Origin of the sequence: Levilactobacillus brevis ATCC 14869 = DSM 20054 (assembly GCF_001433855.1) — a bacterium.
Classification (GTDB): domain Bacteria; phylum Bacillota; class Bacilli; order Lactobacillales; family Lactobacillaceae; genus Levilactobacillus; species Levilactobacillus brevis.
On the sequence record NZ_AZCP01000002.1, the window covers coordinates 309643 to 329967 of the forward strand.

The window sequence follows — 20325 nt, forward strand, 5'->3', positions numbered from 1 at the left end:
ATAGGCTAACCGAAGCTCATCTTGATTACTAGAATTATCTGAGCCTATTGCCGCGGTGTCTTTCCCATAGTGAAGACGCCTAAGCAACCATAACCGGTATGACTCGCAATTGTTGGCCCAATTGGCGTCACCATGAGTTTAAGTTTGGGAGAGGCCCCCTGAATTTGCTTTCGGACCATCTCGGCGGCTTCCCAGTCCCCACTGGTTGAGATTAGAACCGTCTGATCATCGGCCTGAATATCCGCTAGAATCATATCGGCTAACGTTTTAAACGCCCGAGAACTCGTTCTAACTTTCTTGATCACGCGTAGTTTGCCCTGGGCATCCACATCTAAAATAGGTTTTATATGCAACATATCACCCAAGACTGCATCCCGCTTAGATAGGCGCCCGCCTTGATACAAGAATTTAAGATTGGCCACCGTAAAGAAATGGTGCACCTGCAAGCGACAAGCATTGAGCTGCGTCATCGCCTTGTCTAGTGATATCCCAGCCTGACGCAATTGGACGGCTTTAATGACTAATAAACCTTCCCCAGCACAAGCTGCCAAAGTATCCACTATCATTAACTGGGCATCCGGATACTTTTCTAACAGAATATCTCGAGCCTGATTGGCACTATTAAATGACCCACTTAACCCCTTTGACATGCCGATAAAAACAATCGGTATGTGCTGTGCAATAATCCCTTCAAAAGCCGCGATGTACTCGCCGATGCTGATTTGTGAGGTCGTTGGATGCCCCCCATGCTTTAACGTGTCGTAAAAAGCTGCTGTGTTTTGTTGATTATAAAAATAGTCGCCAAACTGATGATCTTCAAGCTGCACAAAAGATCTGACGACCCCCACCTCATGCTGATTTAAAAAAGCCTCCGGTAATCCGCATTCAGAATCCGTCATAATTTTATACATATCTCTCGCCTTCCTATCTGCTAGTGACGCCCAGCGTCCCCATAGCCTTCCATGTTTTCCTTTATACGCGTGCTCCTATAACTAAAACTATACACCCTCCCCCTAACTATTCGCTACCTCTTCACAATGAAGCACCATCCATGAAACTCCCTGCACACTGGTGTATCATGAACTTATGTCATGGAATTCAAAATATTGAAAGAGCGAGGTAATTACATGGAAACGACACAATTAAGCAACGGCGTTACCATCCCGATGTTAGGCTTCGGTACTTACTTAATTGACAGCAAGGACGTTCCAGCAGCAATAAAGACGGCCTTAGATGCCGGCTACCGGCATCTCGATTGCGCACACATTTACGGCAATGAACCAGCTGTTGGTGAAGCAATCAAGGCCTCTGGGATTGACCGCTCTGATCTGTTCATCACCTCCAAAGTTTGGAATGCCGATCAGGGATACGATAAGACCCTAGTCGCTTTTGACCAAACACTTAGCGACTTACAATTGGACTACCTGGACTTATACCTGATTCACTGGCCAAATGAAGACGACTTCGAGTTAACTTTAGATACGTGGCGGGCGCTAGAAACTCTGTATCAACAAAAGAAAGTTCGCGCTATCGGTGTCTCTAACTTCTCTGAAGATCAACTAAAACAGGTCTTTGAGATGGCAACCGTCAAACCTATGGTCAATCAAATCGAACGTCACCCATACAAAGTTCAGGCTGATTTAGGTCAATTTGATACGGATAACGATATCGTTAACGAGGGTTACTCACCAATTGGTCACGGTCATTTAATCCTCGAAGATCCCGTGATTACTAAGCTCGCAGAAAAGTACGGTAAGTCACCGGCACAAATTGTTTTGCGGTGGCAAATTGATACCGGGTTTGTCGTTTTTCCTAAGTCCTCAAAACCAGCTCGTGTTAAGGAAAACTTCGAAATCTCCGGCTTTAACTTAACCGCTGATGAAATTGCTGAAATTAACGGTCTAGATCAAGATAAACATTTAAACTACGATTAAAGTTGATCGACATTAACCGCAACTAAAACTATTAAGGACTTCCGATTAATTGGTTCGGAAGTCCTTATTTTGATATCACCAGTTGGGGGCTTTTCTTCAGTTGCAGAGTCGCTAACTTCCCCCAACTATGATTTAATACAACTAGCCATTTAACTGAGGAGATGACGGCCATTGACAACCTGGCAAACCACTTGGGCTATCAATAAATATTGGCTGATGGCTCGATCACAGCATCTATATAATCAAGGCCGAGCCTTAGCTAAAAATAACGCTTGGAACGCCGATAAACAACGAGCGTTCTCGCAATTGCTTGCGACTGCTAACACATTAACGCCCACAAAACAGACGCTAACCACGGCCTACCAACATGTCTGGGGGTATTTCAAGAAACGCTGTACCCCAGCAGAACGGGCCACCTATCTCCAATTACTCGCAACTTTAACGCCTGATAACGACCAGTTAGGGCCCTTTCTGAAACAACTTGCGCACACCTACCAAGTTGACTACCTGTTAAACTCTCGACTCATTCAAGAACTCTAAGGAGGCTGGCTATGCGCCTATGGCATGAATACTTAATTCCCCAATTACCGCGCCAACAACTATTGGGACAACACCGTGAGCTCGCAGCATTGCGCGGCAACGGTTGGGGCCGGAAACACGCGACCGTTGATTACGTCTTCGACCACTCCCCCTACAAATTATATCAATTTCACTTACTCGTCTTGCATACTATGCAAGAACGCGGCTATACCCCCGATCATCACTGGTTTGATCCCACCTATCGCGGCAAACACTGTGCACCGTACACCAGCCTCATTCCGGTTCCCTTAACCACCCCCATTTATCCAGAACACGACGACGCCTACCTCCAAGTCTGCCGCTCTAATTTACAGGCTAAAGGCATCATCCTTTAATAGCTTAATGCCTGACTAATTAATCGCCAATCGATTTACCCCCATTGCCAATCATGCTATACTCGCTCTAAAGAAAGGGTGACTGACTATGGCTATGTTGTATGGAAAACACACGCATGAAACAGATGAGACGCTCACACCAATCTTCGGGGCCACCGCTGAACGCCACGACCTCCCCAAATATAAATTGGCGAAGCACGCGCTCGAGCCCCGTGAAGCCGATCGGTTGGTTCGCGATCAACTGCTAGATGAAGGAAACTCGCGGCTGAATCTCGCCACGTTCTGTCAGACTTACATGGAACCGGAAGCTGTTGAACTCATGAAGGATACACTGGAGAAAAATGCCATCGATAAATCCGAGTATCCTCGGACCGCTGAAATTGAAAATCGTTGCGTTAATATCATTGCCAACCTCTGGCATGCTCCGGAAGCTGAGTCGTTCACTGGCACCTCAACGATTGGTTCCTCCGAAGCCTGTATGCTGGCCGGTTTGGCGATGAAGTTTGCTTGGCGTAAGCGCGCCAAGGCGAACGGTCTTGACTTAAATGCCCATCACTCTAATATTGTCATCTCAGCCGGTTATCAGGTTTGTTGGGAAAAATTCTGTGTCTATTGGGACATCGACATGCATGTCGTTCCCATGGACGATGACCACATGTCCTTGAATGTCGATCACGTGTTAGATTACGTGGATGACTACACCATTGGTATCGTTGGCATTATGGGCATCACTTATACTGGACAATACGACGATTTAGCCCGATTAGATGCCGTTGTAGAGCGGTATAATCGGACGACTAAGTTCCCGGTATATATCCATGTCGATGCCGCTTCCGGCGGATTTTACACGCCGTTTATTGAACCCGAGCTCAAGTGGGACTTCCGTTTAAACAACGTGATTTCCATCAATGCCTCCGGCCACAAATATGGCTTGGTTTACCCCGGAGTCGGCTGGGTAATCTGGCGTGACCAACAGTATCTACCAAAAGAGCTGGTCTTTAAGGTCAGCTACTTGGGTGGTGAACTACCTACGATGGCCATCAACTTCTCCCACAGTGCCTCCCAATTAATCGGTCAGTATTACAACTTTATTCGTTTTGGTTTTGATGGCTATCGTGAAATTCAAGAAAAAACTCACGACGTTGCCCGCTATCTCGCGAAATCGCTCACTAAATTAGGGGGCTTTTCCCTCATTAATGACGGCCACGAGTTACCGCTGATCTGTTATGAACTCACTGCCGATTCTGATCGCGAATGGACCCTCTACGATTTATCCGATCGGCTATTAATGAAGGGCTGGCAGGTCCCCACCTATCCCTTACCAAAAAACATGGCGGACCGCGTGATTCAACGGATTGTGGTTCGGGCTGACTTTGGTATGAGTATGGCCCACGACTTTATTGATGATCTAACCCAAGCCATTCACGATCTCGACCAAGCACACATCGTTTTCCATAGTGATCCGCAACCTAAAAAATACGGGTTCACGCACTAATCATCAATCGTTCATTTCATCACAAAAAAGGCTACCGTAACCATCCATGTCAATCGACGTGAATGGTTGTGGTAGCTTTTTTTACCAAAATTAATAGGCAATGTAGTCGTCTAATTTTTTCATATTGGTAATGATAATTCGGCGTTTGCCATCATTGCTCATGCCAAAGTCAATGATATCTTCAAGCTTAAGTTTACGCATCATACGGCTAACACTGGTTTGATTAGCAATGCCACAGAACCCAGCAATATCTTCATTCGTCACGTTAAAGTCAATCAACACGCCGGCCTCATCGGGAAGATCCCGACCAAACTTCTCAGCAATGTCATGTAAGAAATTAGCCAGTGCCCCCATCTTACCGTTCATGGTGAGTCGTTGAATCCGGGCAAAGGTTTCTGATAATCGGTGTCGATAATACTGTTTAACGTAGTTCTGTAACTCTGAATTGGCATTCACGTACTGCCAAAATTCTACCCGATTAACCTGATAAAAGGTCGCCGTCTCCGATTCAATGCGGACGTTAAAAGGTTGCTCATCATATTGCAAAGCTTCGTCATGTAACAGTGAAATAACGTCAGGTTGGTTGATATAAGAAATGTTAAATTCACGTCCGTCTTGCAAGATAACGGACGTCTTAATGATGCCTTCTTTCAAAATAAAGACATTAGCGGCCTTCAGACCGTGGAAGGTTAAATAACTGTGATACTTCTTCGTAATCGTCGAAATCTGTTTGTCCTTTAAGAAGCGGACCAGATCATCAATATCTTTATTCGGCAAAAGCGGTACTCCTTCCAAAATTAATTATCGTTAGCAAAGTCCTATCTTAGCGAAAAAGGATACCCCTTCGCCTTAACATTTGGTAATGACACTGGCTATTGATATCCGATTATTCACTTTCATAGTGAGGATTGTCAATGAAAACGAAAATGAAACGTTTATGATTGCTAACTGTACCTTTGAAAGAAAGAAGATTGATTAGATTATGGCAGACATTAAGCTCCCTTATGACCACGGATCGGTCACGGCACACATCAACGATGCCAACCTAGCCGGCACCTTGGTATCCAAAGCAGCGACCTATCAAGCCAGCCTCTCTGAAAAAAACTTGGTTGAACAGTCGTTAGACAACCCTATCGGTAGTCCTTCCCTAGAAGAATTGGCTACGGGAAAGAAAAATATTGTGATTATCAGCTCTGATCACACCCGGCCCGTTCCTTCACACATCATCACGCCAATCTTACTTCGGCGCTTGCGCTCAGTAGCACCAGAGGCGCGGATTCGCATTCTCGTAGCAACTGGATTCCACCGACCTTCAACGCATGCCGAATTAGTCGCCAAATATGGCGAAGAGATTGTGGCCAATGAAGAAATTGTTATGCATAAATCTCAAGTTGATGAAGACATGGTGAAAATTGGTAAGCTTCCTTCTGGCGGTGACCTCATTATCAACAAGGTGGCCGAAGAAGCCGATCTATTGATCTCCGAAGGCTTCATTGAATCCCACTTTTTCGCTGGGTTCTCTGGTGGGCGCAAGTCCGTCTTGCCGGGTATTTCTTCTTACAAGACAATCATGGCTAACCACTCCGGTGAGTTTATCAACGACAAGCACTCTCGAACCGGGAATCTTCACCACAACATGGTGCACCATGATATGGTCTACGCCGCCAGAAAAGCTGGTTTACAGTTTATTTTGAACGTGGTTTTGGATGAAGACAAACACATCATTGGCTCCTTTGCCGGTGACCTTGAAGCGGCTCATAAACAAGGAACGGATTTTGTTGGTGAGTTAGCTGGTGTTAAGGCCATCAAGAGCGACATTGCCATCACCACTAATGGTGGTTATCCACTCGATCAAAATATCTATCAAGCAGTTAAAGGCATGACGGCCGCTGAAGCCACCAATAAGCAAAATGGGACGATTATCATCGTAGCTGGCTGTCGTGATGGTCATGGTGGTGACGGCTTTTATCACAACATTGCTGACGTCGCCGATCCCCAAGAATTCTTGGATAAGGCGATTAACACACCGCGCTTAGAAACGGTGCCTGACCAATGGACTTCACAAATTCTGGCCCGGATCTTGGTTAACCACCACGTGATTGTGGTTTCTGACTTGGTTGAACCCAGTCTCATCACAAACATGCATATGGAACTGGCAACCTCAATCGATGACGCACTCGCCAGCGCCTTCAACCGTGAAGGAACTGCGGCCCAAGTGACGGTCATTCCCGATGGTCTTGGCGTAATCGTAAAGGATGAATAATAATGGCATCAACTGATTTATTAACTTGTCTCCAACAAGTTGCTAACCACCAACTCACACCAGAACAAGCTGCCAAACTGGTCAGCGATACCGGGTTTGATGACCTAGCCTACGCCAAGATTGATACGGCGCGGACACAACGAACTGGTTATCCTGAAGTGATCTATGGCGCTGGTAAAACCGCGCAACAGATTGTGGGCATTGTTCAAGCTATGGAGAAACGCCAACAACCCATCCTCGTGACACGAGTCGATCTTGAAAAGTCAGCGGCGGTCCAAGAAATACTACCTGAATTGGCCTATGACCAAACCTCACAGACGTTAGTCCGAACTGCCCACGCCTTACCTGCGGTCGGAAATATTGCCATTGTCACGGCCGGCACTTCCGACATGCGAGTGGCTGAAGAAGCTGCTGTGACTGCAGAACTCTTTGGCAACCAGGTAACACGCGTCTATGATGTTGGCGTAGCCGGAATTCATCGGTTATTTGCCAAATTACCCCTCATTCGCCAAGCCAACGTTGTGATCGTCATCGCCGGCATGGAGGGCGCTTTAACTAGTGTCGTCGGTGGCCTAGTCGATCGGCCAGTGATTGCCGTGCCAACCAGTGTCGGTTATGGCACCCATCTGAACGGTCTCACACCACTTTTGTCAATGCTCAATAGCTGTTCGGCCGGTATCAGTGTCGTTAACATCGATAATGGCTTCGGCGCGGCTTACAATGCCAGTATGATTAATCATCTCGTGAAGGAGGAGCAGCCATGAAAACATTAGTGTTAGATGCTTTTTCGGGCATCAGTGGTGACATGTTCCTAGGGGCGCTATTTGATCTCGGATTATCTCAAACAGACTTTGAAACCGAATTGAAGAAACTACCAGTGACCGGTTACCATTTGACCATCACCCCTAGTAGTCGCTCAAGCATTCAAGGCACTGACTTCGATGTCATCTTAGACGACCACCAGGTTAAAGACAATGGCATTACAGAACATGGTCACCATCACGGCCGGAGCTTTGCAACAATCAAGCAACTCATTGCGCAAAGTACATTAGCCCCCACCGTTAAGCGGCGGGCCACTGCGCTGTTTGAACAGGTCGCAATTGCTGAAGGCCACGTTCACCATAAGTCTTTAGAAGACGTTCACTTTCATGAGGTGGGCGCTATTGATTCCATCGTCGATATGGTCGGCGCGGCGATTGCCTTGGAACTGATGGGCATTGACCGCGTCATTGTGAATAATCTGGCTGACGGGAGCGGCACCATCGAGATTGCTCACGGCACCGTTCCCGTCCCAGTACCGGCTGTCATGCAGATGCGGATTGGAACTGCCATTTCGATTCATCAACGTTTCGATGTGCATACGGAGCTGATTACCCCCACCGGCATGGCCATTGTCAAATGCTGTGCCACGGCCTTTGACACGACCAGTGACGGCGTTATTGAACGGACCGGCTACGGTTTTGGTAAACGTGAGACTGGCAGCCTAAATGCGTTACGGGCCACACTGGTAAATTCCCAGTTAAGCCAGCAAACGGTCAATCAAGAACAGGATCACGTCACGCTGTTAGCAACTAACCTTGACGATATCACCGGCCAACAACTAGCCGATACGATTGCGGGACTGTTAGATCGCGGCGCAAAGGATGCTTGGAGTGAACCCATTGTCATGAAAAAAGGACGCCCGGCTTACAAACTTTGTTGTTTGATTACTCCCCAACAACAAGCCGCCATTGTGACCTATCTGCTAACAACCACCCCAGCGATCGGAATTCGTTACCACCACGTTCACCGTGCCATCATGGATCGCCAGGTTAAGTTAGTCACGACTAGCTACGGACCGATTCATGTCAAATATCTGCGCTACCATAACACAACCAAGCGTACCTTAGAACATGATGATTTGCGACAATTGGCAACCACTCATCAGCTGACTATGGCTGACTTACAGGCCAAGATTTTAAATGAACTTACCACTATGGAACAGAAAGGATAATCAATTATGATGACTTTAGCTGATAAAGAAACAACTTTACAAAATACCTTAAAAACTTACAACCGGGTCGTAGTCGGTTTCTCTGGCGGAATTGACTCGACCGTTGTTTTGAAAGAGGCTTTAGATGTTTTAGGCCGCGATAATGTCCTCGCAGTCGTTGCCAACTCCGAACTCTTCTTAGATGCAGAATACGAAATGGCTGGTCAACTAGCCAAGGACATGGGCGCACAAGTTACCGGTATTCAATTAGACTACTTGGCTAATGATCAGATCAAGCACAATACCCCTGAATCTTGGTACGCCATGAAGCAGATGTTCTACCAAGCCATGACACAAGTAGCGACCCAATTCAATGCTGATGCCGTATTAGATGGCATGATTATGGATGATAACGCTGACTTCCGGCCCGGTCTGCGTGCACGTGACGAAGCCGGTGCCGTCTCTGTACTTCAAACAGCCAACCTCTATAAACGCGAGGTTCGCGAATTGGCTCAAAGCTTAGGGCTAACTAATTGGAACAAAGTGGCCTCTTGCTCTGTTTCGTCTCGCTTCCCGTACAACACAGACTTAACGAGTGAAAAGCTCCAACGCGTCATGGCCGCTGAAACTTATTTACGCAGCTTAGGCTTTGCTACCGTTCGGGTTCGGGTCCACGATCAAATTGCCCGTATTGAAGTCCCAGTTAACCAACTTTCACAATTAGTTGCTCAAAATGAAAAAGTTTCTGAAAACTTGCGCCAGTTGGGGTATGATTATATTACTGTTGATTTACAAGGGTTCTCCAGTGGTCGGATGAATCAAACGCTTTCGGCAGCACAAAAAGAGAAAGTTTTAGTGGGGTAGAATTTACATGCATTATTCTTTATTGGTTCGTTGTATCGCAGAATTTATTGGGACGGCTATCATGGTTGCCTTGGGTAACGGTTCCGTCGCTAACGTTGAATTAAAGGGTACCAAAGGTTATCACGGTGGTTGGGTCTTAATTGGCTTTGGCTACGGTATTGGGGTCATGATCCCCGCCTTAATGTTTGCCACCGTATCGGGTGCGCAAATTAATCCTGCCATGACGCTGGCTATGGCCGTTACGGGTAATTTCCCTTGGGGCGAAGTAGCGCCCTACATCGTGGCGCAAGTCTTGGGGGCCATCATTGGTCAACTCACTTTGGTATTGGCTTACAAGCCTTACTACGACAAAACAACCGACGCAGAAGCCATCCTGGGAACCTTTTCCACGATTGATGCCGCTGACAGCAAGTTAAATGGGTTCATTAACGAATTTATTGGAACCTTTTTACTTGTGTTGGGGGCCATCAGTATGACGGCCGATAAACTTGATCCACGGGCGGATTTTATCGGCTTAGGCTTCTTAGTCATGTGTTTAGTCATTTCCTTTGGGGGACCAACTGGTCCAGCGTTGAATCCCGCCAGAGATATTGGCCCACGGTTACTCCACGCCATTTGGCCATTTGAGCATAAAGGCAGCTCCCAATTTGGGTATAGCTGGGTGCCAATCGTCGCGCCAATTGCTGGTGCGATTGCGGCAGCCGTCCTCTATCAGGGCGTCTTCCAATAAGCTCTAACTCGTTATTTTTGAAAAAGTAGGTCGCCCGGCTTTATCAGGCAACCTGCTTTTTGTTTTTAGAAAGGACGTTTCTTTCAATGAAAAAGCTGATCTTTACCGCAGCGCTTCCCTACTATCTTCTCTCTTTTTTGCTACATGCCATCGCGCTTCTTTGTCTGTGGCTCGCCGCTAGCCAACAGCCAACTTTCTGGGGCCTCGGCTTACTGGCTTACACACTGGGCCTCCGCCACGCCTTTGACGCCGATCACATTGCCGCCATTGACAATACCGTTCGCAAGCTGGTGAATCAGCGCCAACCCGCAACGGGAGTGGGCTTTTACTTCTCGCTGGGCCATTCCACGGTAGTGTGTCTCTTAATCTTAGTCGTCAGCATCTCGATGCCTTTAGTTAAGCAACACCTACCGATTTTAGAAATTCTGGGTGGTCGAATCGGTGGCTTGGTATCTGGGAGCTTTTTGTTAATCTTAGCTTTTGCAAACTTGTTAATCTTTATCAACTTGTATCGAACAACTCGTCAATCGGCTACCACCACGGACGAGCTCTTACAACAACGGGGCTTCCTAACACGAATCTTAGCGCCACTCCTCCGCTTGATTAATCATAGCTGGCAAATGTATCCGATTGGCTTTCTTTTTGGCCTCGGCTTTGATACGGCTACGGAAATTGCCTTGATTGCCCTCTCGGCAGGCCATGCGCAAACGGCGGTTGGTTGGGGCGTGGCTGCCTTTCCGCTGCTCTTCGCTGCCGGAATGAACCTCATGGATACCACGGACTCTGTTATGATGACTGGTGCTTACCAGTGGGCATTTGCCACACCGGAACGCAAACGACATTATAACTTGACCGTTACCGCGATTTCGGTCATTGCCGCCTTTATGATTGGCAACATCGAATTGCTCCAAGTGGGCGTCAGCCTCATGAAGAAAGCCAGTGGGATGTGGCTATGGCTGGGAAACTTGGAATTCGGTCAGGTGGGTTATTATCTGGTCGCCCTACTGCTGATCGTGTGGGCCGCAGCCTACTTGAGTTGGCATCGTAAAACACATAAACTAGCAGAATAGAACTGGAAGACACTACTCGGTAAGTTAAGACTGGGTGGCGTTTTTTGGTATTTTCAACTATAAAATAAATGCTATTTAGACTAACTTCAGTTATGCTGATCCTGTTCATACAGCTCGTCTAATTAAGAAAGGATCTTGAATATGGAATTTAACGTCCAACGTGACGGTCTCACTTTGGCTGGCATTTACGAACCGGCTACTCAGCCCAATGGCACCATTGCTATCTTAATGCATGGGTTTACTGGGAATCGCGGCTATGCCCCAACATCCTTGTTAAATCAATTGGCTAACCGGCTACGAACGGTGGGGATTAGCACCGTACGGTTTGACTTTAACGGTCATGGTCAAAGCGATGGGGATTTTGTGCATATGACCGTTCTCAACGAAATCGCCGATGCCCAAGCCGTGCTCACCGCGGTTCACCACCGATTAGAACCTAAACACATTGACTTACTAGGCCACTCTCAGGGCGGCGTAGTGGCAAGCATGCTCGCTGGGTACTATCCTGACTGGATTCATCGGCTAGTACTGTTAGCACCAGCAGCTACGCTTAAAACCGACGCTTTAGCTGGTCAAACGCGTGGCCTCGTCTACGATCCCGATCATATCCCGGAAAAGCTGCCATTAGATACCACCCGCGTGCTCGGCGGATTCTATCTGCGTACGGCACAGGCCTTACCGATTTACGAAACGGCCCAACGATTCACCGGTCCCGTTTGTCTGATTCACGGGACTAATGATCAAGTTGTCAGTGATACTGCCACCAAACGTTATCATGCTAGTTATTCACAAAGCGACTTACATTTGATTCCTGGTGCTAGTCACGGATTAGACGGCGCTGCTCGTCAATCGGTGTTGGCATTAACGACGAAATTTCTATTGGAATAAAGCACAACGATCATCCTAACTCACCATAGCCGTCACGTTTTCTCATCTTCTTTTAATTTTTGTTGTTTCATCTGTAACCCGCGTGTATACTAGGGCATCAAAGAGATGATAGCTGATGACAAAAAAACGTTTTGATCCTTTCTGCTAAGTTAATGCCAAGGAAAGGTTAAAATAAAATGATAAAATACACGCAATCACGTCCCACTGAAGTAACGAATGATGACCTCCTAGCACTTTACCGAAGTGTCGGTTGGTCGGCTTATCTACAACACCCAGCCAATACCTTAGCGGCCTTTGACCATTCGACTGTTCTCTGGGCGACCGAACAAGGTCACTTAATCGGGCTGATTCGCGGAATCACTGATAATCACACCATTCTTTACATTCAAGATATTCTGGTGATGCCGGCTAAACAGCGCCAACAAGTTGGCACGACCCTAGTTCACTGTTTCTTAAACCAACATGCAGCGATCGGTCAAACCGTACTAATCACTGATCCCGAACCACGAACACAGGCTTTCTATGCGTCATTAGGCTTTCGAGAAGTCCTACCGCAAGATTACGGACGCGCATTTGTCTTGGATCGCCGTTATTAACTGACTAGTAAAAGGACGAGAAAAGCGAATTTTCTCGTCCTTTTACATGGCGTTATTCACCCCTACCTAGTCATGAACGCTACCGATTAATGTACTGAAGGTTTGGTCACCAACTGTATATCGACTATAGTATTCAATTGGCATATCATCATCCGTTTTCCCGGAAAAGATGAACGGTTTGTGCTGGTTGACGATGCTTTCCTGAATACCACAGTCGCTACCAAATTGGTGGCAAACAATTCTTTACCAAGATTAACCTTCTTGAATTGTAGCAGGCTACACTCAACCATCATTACCTATTAATTAAAAATGGACGCGGCCCTCATACCAGGACCGTGTCCATTTTTAGTTGGTACGTTCTTCTTACTCTTCCGATTTATAAATGTATCCGGCACATTGTCTATTCATTAGTTCTACTTGATTCCCTATAATTGAGCCGTTTGCCATATCCCTTAATTATCTCGATGGAGGACGTAAAATATCTTGTGTAAACGTTGAATCATTTATGTATTAGAAAGGGGCCGTGACATAGCTCTCCGAATACTACTCCCTAACAAAAATCCCCACTATCAAGTTTATAGTCCCGAAAATTGCATTGACAGTACTTATAATAAAGTCAAAACTGTCTTGTGCTCCTTGAAATCCTATTACTGCAACCAATAAGATAAATACACCAATCCAAAAGTGCCCCGCCTTAAAAAATCTTTTTTTAATCCCAATTTCATAATGCATTCCTCCCCTTTCAAACATCAATTCATAACTAAGCAATTCCATATCACCAGCTTAAGCACTTCCAAATAAAAACTATCTTTATTTGTATCAGTATGTTTACTAATTATCCAAATTAAAATTCTTTTCTCCTTTAATTTATTAAAGGGTCATTATGGAATAGTTTCCATCATCCGCGATTTCTAAACGTATCCGGCACATTGTCTATTTCATTAGCGCCACTTGATTTTCTATAATTAGGCCGTTTGCTATGCCCCTTAATTATCTCGATCCTTAGCATCTTTTTTCGTTCCTTTTTCCCGGTAAACCCGCTATAATCAGTAGGGTTATCATCGTTTCATCCCACACTATTTAATCATCTAAAGGAGGCGCCTGATGACTCAACCAATCATTGAACTTCATCAAGTTACAAAACGTTATGCTGACAACACCATTTTGAGTAACATTAATCTAACGCTCGAATCTGGTAAATTTTATACGTTGCTTGGGCCGTCGGGCTGTGGTAAAACCACCATTTTACGGACCATTGCCGGCTTCACTGATGCTACCACCGGTGACATTTTATTTGCCGGGAAACGAATCAATGATGTACCTGCGAACAAGCGCAATGTCAATACGGTCTTTCAAGACTACGCCCTCTTTCCACACATGACTGTCGCCGAAAATGTGGCCTTTGGACTCACCTTACAGAAACGGCCCAAATCAGAAATTGCCGAACGGGTTAATCAGGCGCTACGTCTCGTCCAACTGGCCGACTATGGAGATCGCGCTATTAGTGCACTGTCTGGCGGCCAGCAGCAGCGAATTGCCATTGCCCGAGCCATTGTCATGCAGCCACAGGTTCTGTTGCTTGACGAACCCTTGTCTGCTCTGGATGCTAAATTGCGGCGGCAAATGCAATATGAACTCCGCGACCTTCAGCAACGACTGGGTATTACCTTTCTCTTCGTCACCCACGACCAAGAGGAAGCGCTCGCGATGAGTGATGAAATCTTTGTCATGAATCAGGGCGAAATCCTCCAAAGTGGCTCGCCAGTGGACATTTATGACGAACCCATCAATCACTTTGTGGCAGACTTCATTGGCGAGAGTAACATCTTACCCGGTAAAATGATTGATGATTTTCAAGTCGCCTTTGGGGGCCATCAGTTTGAATGCGCAGATGCCGGAATTCCGGTCAATGAACCCGTCGAGATTGTCATTCGACCAGAGGACTTAACTCTGACGGACTTGGCCCACGCCAAGTTGACGGTAACCATCAATACCCAGCTTTTCCGTGGGGACTACTATGAAATTGCCGCTACTGATGGCTTAGGAAATGATTGGCTCATTCATTCAGTCAATCCCGCCGAAGACGGCGACCAAATCGGCCTAACTTTCCGACCACAAGACCTCCATGTCATGCGCTTTGGTGAAAAGGAAGCTGAGTTTGATGCCCGACTTGAGACTTATGAAGGAACGGAGGATGATCGCTTTGACGAAACGTAAAACCTGGCTGTATTTCATCCCCTACGGTCTGTGGCTGGCGCTCTTTGTGATTGCGCCAGTCGCGTTAATCATTTACCAGTCTTTCTTTGATCTGGGTCATCACTTCACTCTAGCTAATTACAGCACTTATTTTGCCTCAGCGACTTATCTTAAAATGACGGTGAATTCAGTCTGGTACGCCCTACTAATCACCCTATTTACCGGTCTCATTAGCTATCCAACTGCCTATTTTCTCCACCAATTAAAACACCGCCAATTCTGGTTATTATTGGTTATCTTGCCCACTTGGATTAACATCTTGCTCAAGGCCTATGCGTTTATCGGTATTTTTAGCCAAGCTGGGTTAGCCAATCAATTTCTAACCTTCATCGGCATTGGCCCGCAACAAATTCTGTTTACCAATGCCAGCTTTATCTTTGTGGCAACTTACATTCAGATTCCGTTCATGATTCTGCCCATTTTTAATGCCTTAGATGACCTCAACCCCGCGTTTATCAACGCCAGTCGGGACCTCGGCGCCAGCAACTGGCAAACTTTTCGACGTGTGATTTTTCCATTAACACTGCCAGGGGTCAAAGCTGGCGTTCAGGCTGTCTTTATTCCCTCTTTATCACTTTTCATGTTGACGCGGTTAATCGGTGGCAATAAAGTCATTACGCTCGGAACAGCGATTGAAGAACATTTTCTAACCACGATGAACTGGGGAATGGGCTCAACGATTGGGGTCGTCTTAATTATTGCCATGATTATCGTCATGACACTAACTGGTGACCAGAAGCCGAAAGGGGGCGCTCCCCGATGAAACAAAAATTCACCCAACTTTACCTCATCGTGGTTTTTATCATTTTGTACGCTCCCATCGTCTTCTTAATCGCCTACTCCTTTAGCCAAGGCGATACCATGACCAACTATCACGGCTTTACGTGGCGACACTATCAAACGTTATTTAGCGACTCCCGAATGCTAGCAATTGTTGCCAACACCTTACTAGTCGCTCTGCTCTCCTCGCTAATTGCGACGTTAATTGGAACGCTGGGCGCCCTAGGGATCAACCGCACCACCAAACGGGTTACTCGTGAATCTCTACTGACCCTCAACAACGTACTCATGGTCTCTCCCGATGTTATTATTGGGGCTAGTTTCTTAATCTTCTTCACGATGCTTAAGATTCCATTGGGGTTTGGGTCGGTACTGTTAAGCCATATCGCCTTTGAAATTCCCATTGTTGTCCTGATGGTCTTGCCTCGTCTCAGAGAAATGTCTGCCTCGATGCTTGATGCCGCTCAGGACCTCGGCGCAACAACCCGCCAATTACTTTCACAGGTCATCATTCCCTTTATTTCTCCCGGAATTTTTGCCGGATTCTTTATGGCATTAACTTATTCACTAGATGATTTTGCCGTGACCTTCTTTGTCACGGGTAATGGCTTTTCTACCCTATCAGTTGAAATCTATTCCCGTGCCCGTCAAGGCATTAACCTGGAAATCAATGCCTTATCGGGTGTTATGTTCCTCTTTTCTCTGCTACTTGTCGGTGGTTATTACTGGATTCAGCAGGTCAGTCAAAAGCGCAAACAACGTAAACGGGGGGCGATCTCATGAAACGACTACTCAGTTTAGCAATTGCCCTAATCGCCATTTGTGGTCTGCTCGCCTATTCGAGTCAGTCGTTGGAACGCTCTAGTGGGAGCACTGGAAGTAAGGTGCTTAATCTTTATAATTGGGGCGACTACATTGATCCCAGCCTACTGACAAAGTTCCAAAAGGAAACTGGCTACCACGTCAATGTCGAAACCTTTGATAGTAACGAAGCAATGTATACTAAGATTCAACAAGGCGGCACGCATTATGATCTGGCCGTCCCTAGTGAATACATGGTTGCTAAGATGAAACGCGCCCATCTTCTTCGACCATTGGATAAGTCGAAGCTCACCGGGTGGGCAAACTACGATCAACGCTTCTTAAATCAATCATTTGACCGCGATAACCGTTACTCCATCCCCTACTTCTGGGGCACATTAGGCATTGTTTACAATGATAAGTACGTCAAGGCCAGCGAAGTGCAACACTGGCAAGATTTGTGGTCACCCCGGTGGAAAAAGCAAATTATGTTAATCGATTCAGCACGCGATATCATGGGTATGGCTCTAATCACACTGGGAAAGTCCATGAACACGACCAATCCACAAACATTGCTAGCGGCTCAAAAAAAATTGGATCAATTATCACCTAACGTCAAAGCCATTGTCGCCGATGAAATTAAAATGTACATGATTCAAGATGAAGCACCACTGGCCGTCGACTGGTCCGGTGAAGCAGCCGAAATGCTGGCCGGTAATTCACATTTACACTACGTGGTCCCACGTGAAGGCAGCAATTTGTGGTTTGACAATCTAGTTATTCCCAAGACGGCCCAACACACTAAGGCCATCTACGCATTCTTAAACTTTATGAGCCAACCGGATAATGCCGCCCAAAACGCGACCTATATTGGTTACGCGACACCGAACCAGCGGGCTAAAGAACGCTTACCACAGGCCATTCGCAATGACCGCCAATTTTATCCCGACGAGCAAACACTCCGACACTTACAAGTCTATCGTGATCTGTCACCCACTAAGGTTGAGTTATATAACGATCGCTATCTTGAATTTAAAATGCATCATTAAGTACACGAAAAAGGCTGTGGGCACTGCCCACAGCCTTTTTGACTAACCAAAACTTCCGGCCACGTAATCCTGCGTTACTGGAATCTGTGGATTACTAAACATCGTTGTCGTCGGTGCGTATTCCATGACGTGTCCCAAGTGGAAGAACGCACACTGGCTACTAATTCGTGACGCTTGTTGCATGTTGTGCGTCACAATCACAATCGAGTATTTTTTCTGCAACTCTAATAGTGTCTCTTCGACTTTAACGGTTGAAATCGGATCTAACGCGCTACACGGTTCATCTAGGAGTAAAACATCCGGCGCCATCGCAATCGAGCGGGCAATACACAACCGCTGTTGCTGCCCACCAGATAGCGACAGGGCACTCTTGTCCAGATTATCCTTAACCTCATCCCACAAAGCGGCCCCACGCAAGCTTTGTTCAACCCGCTCATTCAATTCGGCCTTACGCTTAATCCCGTTGGCCCGTAGTGCATACACAATGTTCTCACGAATTGACTTAGCAAACGGGTTTGGCCGCTGGAAGACCATCCCAATATGTCGCCGTATCTCATAAATGTTCACATCTGGTTCGTTGATATCAACGCCATGGTACCAAATCTTTCCAGTGACCGTCGCAATTCCATCGTTCATCCGATTCAGTGACCGTAAATAAGTTGACTTCCCCGAACCAGAAGCCCCAATCAATGCCGTAATCTGATTTTTAGGAAAAGCCAGATCCGCGTCGTGCATGGCATGGTTGGCACCATAGAACACCTGTAAATCTTCGGTTCGTAACGCTAACGGTGTGTTGGCCGCAAAGGATTGAACCGCCGTTTTGTCAAATGAATACTGTTTTAACATTGCCGTCCCCTCCTACTTATTGCTAGCCGTCACACGCCGATATAGATACATTCCCAGCACCCGCGCCCCCAGATTAAAGATCAGTACCGCAATAATCAGTACTGCTGAGGCTGCTGCCGATAACTGTGCGGCATTGCTGGCTAAACCTTCTGTGTTCACCTTCCAGATATGGACGGCTAACGTTTCGGCTGGTCGTAATGGATTCAATGGACTAGCTGCATCCATTGGATTCCAATCCGCAAAATTCGTAACGGGTGCACTTTGCCCCGCTGTATAAATCAAAGCCGCGGCTTCACCAAAGACCCGGCCGGCACTCAATACCACACCAGTAACAATTCCCGGTAGTGCTACTGGTAAAATAATCCCAATCTCAGTCTTCCACTTAGATAATCCTAGTGAAAGCCCGGCCTCACGTTGGCTACGAGACACCGCACTCAACGACTCTTCAATGTTTCGGGTGAGCAATGGTAAATTGAAAAAGGTCAACGCAATCGCCCCTGAAATCACTGAGAAACCAATCTTGAATTGCACAACGAATAGCAGAAAGCCAAACAGCCCGACGACAACTGAAGGCAGTGAACTTAACACTTCAATGGCTGACCGGATCAGACTCGTTCGCCAATTATCTTTCGCATACTCGGCCAGATAGATTCCGGCGCCCAATGAAATGGGGATAGAGATAACCATGGTTAAGACCAATAGATAAAAGGAATTAAACAGTTGGACCCCAATTCCGCCAGCACCACTAAACGCATCTGTCGTTCCAGTTAAGAATGACCAACTAACGTGTGGCAAGCCAGAAATCAAGATATAGGCCAATAGGAAGACCAAAATCCCAACGACAACCGCTACAATCAAATTAATCATGATCGTAGCCAGAAAGTCTTTCCGTTTAGCGTTCATGCTTTAGCTGCCCCCTTTTAGCAATGATCCGAACTAATGCATTAAAGACCAATGACATCAGTAATAAAATAAGTGCTAACGACCATAAGGCGTTGTTAGGTAAGGTTCCATCAATCGTATCGCCAATTCCAGAAGTCAACTGACTGGTCAGTGTAGACGCCGGTGAAATTAAATTCTTAGGCATGATGGCTGCATTACCAATGACCATTTGAACGGCCAAGGCTTCCCCAAAAGCCCGCGCCATTCCAAAAATCACCGCCGTTAAGATTCCTGGTGTCGCTGACCGGAGAATTACCCGCGAAACAGTTTGCCAGCGGGTCGCTCCCAATGCCAGTGACGCTTCCTTGTAATAGCGCGGTACTGACCGTAAACTATCAACGGTCATCGACGTAATGGTTGGTAAGACCATGACGAATAAGACGAAAGTCGCTGAGATAATCCCAAATCCTGAACCGCCGACTAAATGGCGCATAAAGGGCACTACCACCGCTAAGCCAATGAAGCCATAAACGACGGAGGGAATCCCCACCAACAGCTCAATGACTGGTTGCAATAATTTTCGTCCTCGATTTGGTGAAATCTCAGTCATAAAAATGGCGGTTCCTACTGCAAACGGTGTCGCCACGAGTGCGGCGGCAAAGGTCACCGCAAACGAGCCGACAATCATGGGCAGCGCGCCGATTTGGCCTTGGTCGGGCGCCCAGTTCGTTCCCGTTAAAAACTTGCCTAAGCTGACATGATTTTGCGTGAACGTTGCAATCCCCTTAGATGTAATGAACCAGAGCATTGACGCCACCACCAAAATAATCACGCCAATACATAAGTAACTAATGGCTTTCCCCAACCAATCTTCCCGAGTTGCCCGGGTGGCATGGTGTAAGCGCACAGCCCATTCGTTAGGCTGGGCATCTGGTTTACGTAATTGTGAATGTGTTTGTTCCATCAGGTTGACCCCCCTTTAAAA

21 protein-coding genes are annotated in these 20325 nt (G+C 46.6%); 16 read left to right on the forward strand and 5 right to left on the reverse strand.

Going from position 1 to position 20325, the window contains the following annotated elements; genetic code table 11:
- Window positions 1–44: 44 nt before the first annotated feature.
- Complete coding sequence (locus FC61_RS04830; RefSeq protein ID WP_021741512.1) at window positions 45–911, reverse strand: DegV family protein; 867 nt, start codon at window positions 909–911, stop codon at window positions 45–47.
- A 216-nt stretch (window positions 912–1127) separates the two neighbouring features.
- Here FC61_RS04830 and FC61_RS04835 point away from each other — a divergent pair, with 216 nt between their 5' ends.
- From FC61_RS04835 to gad, 4 genes are all read left to right on the forward strand, one after another.
- Window positions 1128–1934, forward strand: coding sequence for an aldo/keto reductase (locus FC61_RS04835; RefSeq protein ID WP_035464400.1), 807 nt, complete (start codon window positions 1128–1130; stop codon window positions 1932–1934).
- 171 nt (window positions 1935–2105) lie between these two features.
- The gene (locus FC61_RS04840) at window positions 2106–2474 is read left to right on the forward strand and encodes a YbgA family protein (protein ID WP_024526462.1); all 369 of its coding nucleotides are present in this window, start codon (window positions 2106–2108) and stop codon (window positions 2472–2474) included.
- 11 nt (window positions 2475–2485) lie between these two features.
- Window positions 2486–2848: a TIGR02328 family protein gene (locus tag FC61_RS04845; protein WP_021741509.1), complete on the forward strand. Its 363-nt coding sequence runs from the start codon at window positions 2486–2488 to the stop codon at window positions 2846–2848.
- Window positions 2849–2942: 94 nt separating this feature from the next.
- On the forward strand, window positions 2943–4343 hold the full coding sequence (gene gad, locus FC61_RS04850) for a glutamate decarboxylase (protein ID WP_042516765.1): 1401 nt from the start codon (window positions 2943–2945) through the stop codon (window positions 4341–4343).
- Window positions 4344–4433: 90 nt separating this feature from the next.
- Here gad and FC61_RS04855 read toward each other — a convergent pair whose 3' ends face one another.
- The gene (locus FC61_RS04855; RefSeq protein ID WP_024855474.1) at window positions 4434–5120 is read right to left on the reverse strand and encodes a Crp/Fnr family transcriptional regulator; all 687 of its coding nucleotides are present in this window, start codon (window positions 5118–5120) and stop codon (window positions 4434–4436) included.
- Between the two features lie 205 nt (window positions 5121–5325).
- Here FC61_RS04855 and larA point away from each other — a divergent pair, with 205 nt between their 5' ends.
- The 12 genes from larA (at window position 5326) to FC61_RS04920 (ending at window position 17612) form a co-directional block, all read left to right on the forward strand.
- The gene (gene larA / locus FC61_RS04860) at window positions 5326–6606 is read left to right on the forward strand and encodes a nickel-dependent lactate racemase (RefSeq protein ID WP_021742931.1); all 1281 of its coding nucleotides are present in this window, start codon (window positions 5326–5328) and stop codon (window positions 6604–6606) included.
- A 2-nt stretch (window positions 6607–6608) separates the two neighbouring features.
- Entirely contained in the window at window positions 6609–7370 is a 762-nt protein-coding gene (larB, locus tag FC61_RS04865; RefSeq protein ID WP_021742930.1) for a nickel pincer cofactor biosynthesis protein LarB, read from the forward strand.
- A complete protein-coding gene (gene larC / locus FC61_RS04870) occupies window positions 7367–8599 on the forward strand; it encodes a nickel pincer cofactor biosynthesis protein LarC (RefSeq protein WP_021742929.1) in 1233 nt (410 codons plus the stop codon). The genes larB and larC overlap by 4 nt, the downstream gene beginning before the upstream one ends.
- A gap of 6 nt (window positions 8600–8605) precedes the next feature.
- Window positions 8606–9442 (forward strand): ATP-dependent sacrificial sulfur transferase LarE, encoded by an 837-nt coding sequence (gene larE, locus FC61_RS04875; protein ID WP_021742928.1) that lies wholly within the window; start codon window positions 8606–8608, stop codon window positions 9440–9442.
- A gap of 7 nt (window positions 9443–9449) precedes the next feature.
- Window positions 9450–10172, forward strand: coding sequence for an MIP/aquaporin family protein (locus tag FC61_RS04880; protein WP_015639560.1), 723 nt, complete (start codon window positions 9450–9452; stop codon window positions 10170–10172).
- 86 nt (window positions 10173–10258) lie between these two features.
- Window positions 10259–11242 carry a HoxN/HupN/NixA family nickel/cobalt transporter gene (locus FC61_RS04885; RefSeq protein WP_021742927.1) on the forward strand — a complete coding sequence of 328 codons (984 nt, stop codon included), beginning with the start codon at window positions 10259–10261 and terminating at the stop codon, window positions 11240–11242.
- Window positions 11243–11383: 141 nt separating this feature from the next.
- Complete coding sequence (locus FC61_RS04890; RefSeq protein WP_039106016.1) at window positions 11384–12130, forward strand: alpha/beta hydrolase; 747 nt, start codon at window positions 11384–11386, stop codon at window positions 12128–12130.
- A 176-nt stretch (window positions 12131–12306) separates the two neighbouring features.
- Window positions 12307–12726: a GNAT family N-acetyltransferase gene (locus FC61_RS04895; protein WP_021740899.1), complete on the forward strand. Its 420-nt coding sequence runs from the start codon at window positions 12307–12309 to the stop codon at window positions 12724–12726.
- A gap of 1104 nt (window positions 12727–13830) precedes the next feature.
- Complete coding sequence (locus FC61_RS04905; RefSeq protein ID WP_011668542.1) at window positions 13831–14943, forward strand: ABC transporter ATP-binding protein; 1113 nt, start codon at window positions 13831–13833, stop codon at window positions 14941–14943.
- On the forward strand, window positions 14921–15745 hold the full coding sequence (locus FC61_RS04910) for an ABC transporter permease (protein WP_021740902.1): 825 nt from the start codon (window positions 14921–14923) through the stop codon (window positions 15743–15745). The genes FC61_RS04905 and FC61_RS04910 overlap by 23 nt, the downstream gene beginning before the upstream one ends.
- Window positions 15742–16545: an ABC transporter permease gene (locus tag FC61_RS04915; protein ID WP_021740903.1), complete on the forward strand. Its 804-nt coding sequence runs from the start codon at window positions 15742–15744 to the stop codon at window positions 16543–16545. Before FC61_RS04910 ends, FC61_RS04915 begins: the two co-directional genes overlap by 4 nt.
- Window positions 16542–17612 carry an ABC transporter substrate-binding protein gene (locus FC61_RS04920; protein ID WP_021740904.1) on the forward strand — a complete coding sequence of 357 codons (1071 nt, stop codon included), beginning with the start codon at window positions 16542–16544 and terminating at the stop codon, window positions 17610–17612. The genes FC61_RS04915 and FC61_RS04920 overlap by 4 nt, the downstream gene beginning before the upstream one ends.
- Before the next feature lie 42 nt (window positions 17613–17654).
- On the opposite strand, the gene pstB is transcribed toward FC61_RS04920, so the two are convergent.
- From pstB to pstC, 3 genes are read right to left on the reverse strand one after another with little or no spacing between them, the layout of a single operon-like run.
- A complete protein-coding gene (gene pstB, locus FC61_RS04925; RefSeq protein WP_021740905.1) occupies window positions 17655–18458 on the reverse strand; it encodes a phosphate ABC transporter ATP-binding protein PstB in 804 nt (267 codons plus the stop codon).
- Between the two features lie 12 nt (window positions 18459–18470).
- A complete protein-coding gene (gene pstA, locus FC61_RS04930; RefSeq protein WP_021740906.1) occupies window positions 18471–19361 on the reverse strand; it encodes a phosphate ABC transporter permease PstA in 891 nt (296 codons plus the stop codon).
- On the reverse strand, window positions 19351–20304 hold the full coding sequence (pstC, locus tag FC61_RS04935) for a phosphate ABC transporter permease subunit PstC (RefSeq protein WP_011668548.1): 954 nt from the start codon (window positions 20302–20304) through the stop codon (window positions 19351–19353). The genes pstA and pstC overlap by 11 nt, the downstream gene beginning before the upstream one ends.
- Window positions 20305–20325 lie beyond the last annotated feature (21 nt).

Bases quoted from the DNA above. Each gene is read 5' to 3' on its own strand.
- FC61_RS04830 (WP_021741512.1), bottom strand. From the start codon at position 911: ATGTATAAAATTATGACGGATTCTGAATGCGGATTACCGGAGGCTTTT.
- FC61_RS04835 (WP_035464400.1), top strand. From the start codon at position 1,128: ATGGAAACGACACAATTAAGCAACGGCGTTACCATCCCGATGTTAGGC.
- FC61_RS04845 (WP_021741509.1), top strand. From the start codon at position 2,486: ATGCGCCTATGGCATGAATACTTAATTCCCCAATTACCGCGCCAACAA.
- gad (WP_042516765.1), top strand. From the start codon at position 2,943: ATGTTGTATGGAAAACACACGCATGAAACAGATGAGACGCTCACACCA.
- larA (WP_021742931.1), top strand. From the start codon at position 5,326: ATGGCAGACATTAAGCTCCCTTATGACCACGGATCGGTCACGGCACAC.
- larB (WP_021742930.1), top strand. From the start codon at position 6,609: ATGGCATCAACTGATTTATTAACTTGTCTCCAACAAGTTGCTAACCAC.
- larC (WP_021742929.1), top strand. From the start codon at position 7,367: ATGAAAACATTAGTGTTAGATGCTTTTTCGGGCATCAGTGGTGACATG.
- larE (WP_021742928.1), top strand. From the start codon at position 8,606: ATGATGACTTTAGCTGATAAAGAAACAACTTTACAAAATACCTTAAAA.
- FC61_RS04880 (WP_015639560.1), top strand. From the start codon at position 9,450: ATGCATTATTCTTTATTGGTTCGTTGTATCGCAGAATTTATTGGGACG.
- FC61_RS04885 (WP_021742927.1), top strand. From the start codon at position 10,259: ATGAAAAAGCTGATCTTTACCGCAGCGCTTCCCTACTATCTTCTCTCT.
- FC61_RS04890 (WP_039106016.1), top strand. From the start codon at position 11,384: ATGGAATTTAACGTCCAACGTGACGGTCTCACTTTGGCTGGCATTTAC.
- FC61_RS04895 (WP_021740899.1), top strand. From the start codon at position 12,307: ATGATAAAATACACGCAATCACGTCCCACTGAAGTAACGAATGATGAC.
- FC61_RS04905 (WP_011668542.1), top strand. From the start codon at position 13,831: ATGACTCAACCAATCATTGAACTTCATCAAGTTACAAAACGTTATGCT.
- FC61_RS04910 (WP_021740902.1), top strand. From the start codon at position 14,921: ATGATCGCTTTGACGAAACGTAAAACCTGGCTGTATTTCATCCCCTAC.
- FC61_RS04915 (WP_021740903.1), top strand. From the start codon at position 15,742: ATGAAACAAAAATTCACCCAACTTTACCTCATCGTGGTTTTTATCATT.
- FC61_RS04920 (WP_021740904.1), top strand. From the start codon at position 16,542: ATGAAACGACTACTCAGTTTAGCAATTGCCCTAATCGCCATTTGTGGT.
- pstB (WP_021740905.1), bottom strand. From the start codon at position 18,458: ATGTTAAAACAGTATTCATTTGACAAAACGGCGGTTCAATCCTTTGCG.
- pstA (WP_021740906.1), bottom strand. From the start codon at position 19,361: ATGAACGCTAAACGGAAAGACTTTCTGGCTACGATCATGATTAATTTG.
- pstC (WP_011668548.1), bottom strand. From the start codon at position 20,304: ATGGAACAAACACATTCACAATTACGTAAACCAGATGCCCAGCCTAAC.